This window comes from Actinoplanes sp. ATCC 53533 (assembly GCF_003947245.1).
In genome coordinates this window covers 1-2,353 of record NZ_QHHV01000478.1, presented here as the reverse complement: position 1 = coordinate 2,353, position 2,353 = coordinate 1, and the positions used below count along the sequence as shown (strand labels likewise).

1 protein-coding gene is annotated in these 2,353 nt (G+C 64.9%); it reads right to left on the bottom strand.

Annotation, left to right across the window (positions count from 1 at the left end; translation table 11 throughout):
- A partial coding sequence (gene pglZ / locus DMB66_RS59350) for a BREX-6 system phosphatase PglZ (protein WP_158647739.1) occupies positions 1–2,240 on the bottom strand: 2,240 nt, incomplete at its 3' end.
- Positions 2,241–2,353 lie beyond the last annotated feature (113 nt).

Sequence of the window (2,353 nt, the reverse complement as noted above, 5' to 3'; positions counted from 1 at the left end):
TGTCCGCCAGCTGCGGCACGGTGCACCACGGTCAGGACCGGGATGACGCGCTCCTGCAGACTGTTGCCGCCGTGGACAAAATTCATGGAGCGTCGGCCGGTGTCGAACACCGCCGTAGTCTCTGGGAACATCACGTGCCCCTCGGCTCCCTCGTAGCCGAGGTTCGCCAGGGCGACCCGCACCTCACCATCGTGATCCGCCGCCACAGGGGAGAAGACGTGCCTTCTGTCCGGATCAATGCGACGGCCGTGGGCTTGAGCTGGCGCGGTATTGTCGTCAAGTAGAAGAAAGCCGTGATCGCTGGTGAAGACGAACCGGCGCACGCCCGCATCCCAGAGCAGACGCCAGGCGGCGCGCAGTTTCTGCATGGCGTGGTCGAAGACCGCGGGACCGACGCCCTTTTCTCCAGCATTGTCGATTTCCAGGCTGTGGACGACGACCAGTCGTGCCTGGGCGATCGAGCGTTTGAGTGAGCCGCTGTCGCGGCTGACAACCTCATCGAGGGTGAGCCATGGGCATGTCGCGCCGCCCACCCGATCGTGCATGGCGCGCTTGCGGGTTTCGGGGTCAGACACGCGAAACTCGCCTGTCGTGAAACCCTGAACGCCTCCCGTGTCGCTGGTCATCGAAATGCGGAGCCGGCCGTTCTTCTCAACTGGTGCGAGCACGTTCATGCCTACCGCGGTGATGGTGGGAAGTTCTGCGAGCCGGGGCTTGAGCAGCACGGTGGTGGCAGGTGTGTCCTTCAGCTGCTGATACAGCTCCTCGCCCATCTCGAACCGAAGAGCGTCGACAACGAAATACGCCGTGACGCCAGCTTCCTGCGTCATCGGCCTGACTACCTCGTCGAACAGCATCCGTTGCTGGTACGAGGCGCCCGGAAGGAAGCCGTGGGATGTGCAGAGCGCGTTGAACTCGCAGGCCCACCCATCGGCCCACACGCGCCATTCGCGGCGCATCCCATCGAGGCGCGTCCGCAGAGTCTCAAACTCGGGCAACTGTGGGTATAGCAAGGCCACCCGCCGTTGCTCGAGCTGCCGATGCGCCTGGTCGACGGAGGCACCCCGCTCAACGTAGGCGTTCACGGCGGCTTCGAGGCCGTCGTGAACACCCGCGGCAACCCCCAACTTCTCGCCGGCACGTGCGATGGCCTGGCCTAGGTGGGCCGCATCGCGAATGAGCTGCCATGCGGACTGCCTTGTCGGATCATCCCGAAGCCAGAACGCGGCACCTGCCGTCTGCGTATCCCCGCGCGGCTCAGCCCACTCGGCCGCGAGGCCGTAGTCTTCGCGATCGAGGGCCGCCATTGCGGCCTTTAGGACCTTGTCCTCTTCGAACCGGAACGTGTCGACCTTGCCGAGGTCCTCTGCGTGGGCGGCCTCGACTTCATCGGCGAGCACGGCTTCGGTCTCATCCGCCGTCCGCTGGTAAAAGGCCGCATGGCGCTCTCGGAGATGGGTCGCCGCGCTGCGGCAGGTTTCGACCACCGGCCGGGGTAGGTCCACGGCTGAGGTGAGATGCGTGTTGATGGGGGCCCGTTTCAGATCATGCACGTATTCCACGCACAGCGTCCAGCTGGCCGCGACAAAGGCCACGTCCTCGCCACGTGGATTGTTTTTGGTCGGGAGCATGGCTTCGCGCCAGTTGCCCGGCAGGCCAACCTCGGCGGCGAGCCGTCCCCAAAGAACGTCCTCGTCGTCGAACTGGTCGATGCGGGCGGCGACGAATCCCCCACCGAGGAGGTCATCGAACAGAGCGGTCAATTTCATCGCTCGAAGCTGCCCTGCGATGCCGCCCGCAGTGTGGTCCAGGTGTGCATTCAGCCAGGTATCAGCCCCCGCAAGCGTCATGTCCGGCTGTTCCTTAAACGAGGCGATCTGATCCGGGCGCACCCGTCCGGCCGCAGCCTCGGTGACGAGGGTGTCAAGCGCCTTGCGGTATCGCACGCCGGCCGCGTAGAGCTCGAACAACGGTGTGCTGCGTACGGTCTCTTCGGTGAAGCCGGGCAAGTGGACGACCAACGGCACCTTCTCGGTACCGGCAGCGACGTCGTCGAGCGCCAACATCAACGACAGATAGCTGCCTCGGAACGCGTGAATCTCGTAGGGCAGCGAGCCGGACTCATGTAACACCTTGAGTCGATCGACGAACTCGTTGTAATGCCCGGCCTGGTCAAGCCATACGACCACACCCTGCTGGCGCACCCGCGCGCGAAGATCCGTCTCGAGGCACGCGGACACGGGACCACCGAACTCGACCGCCGTAGCCCCAGGTCCCGCCGTCGTCACGTGCCGTCCTCCACGCTCTCTTCGACGCTGTCGTCCGCGTCCTCGTTGGCAACAGACCGACGTGT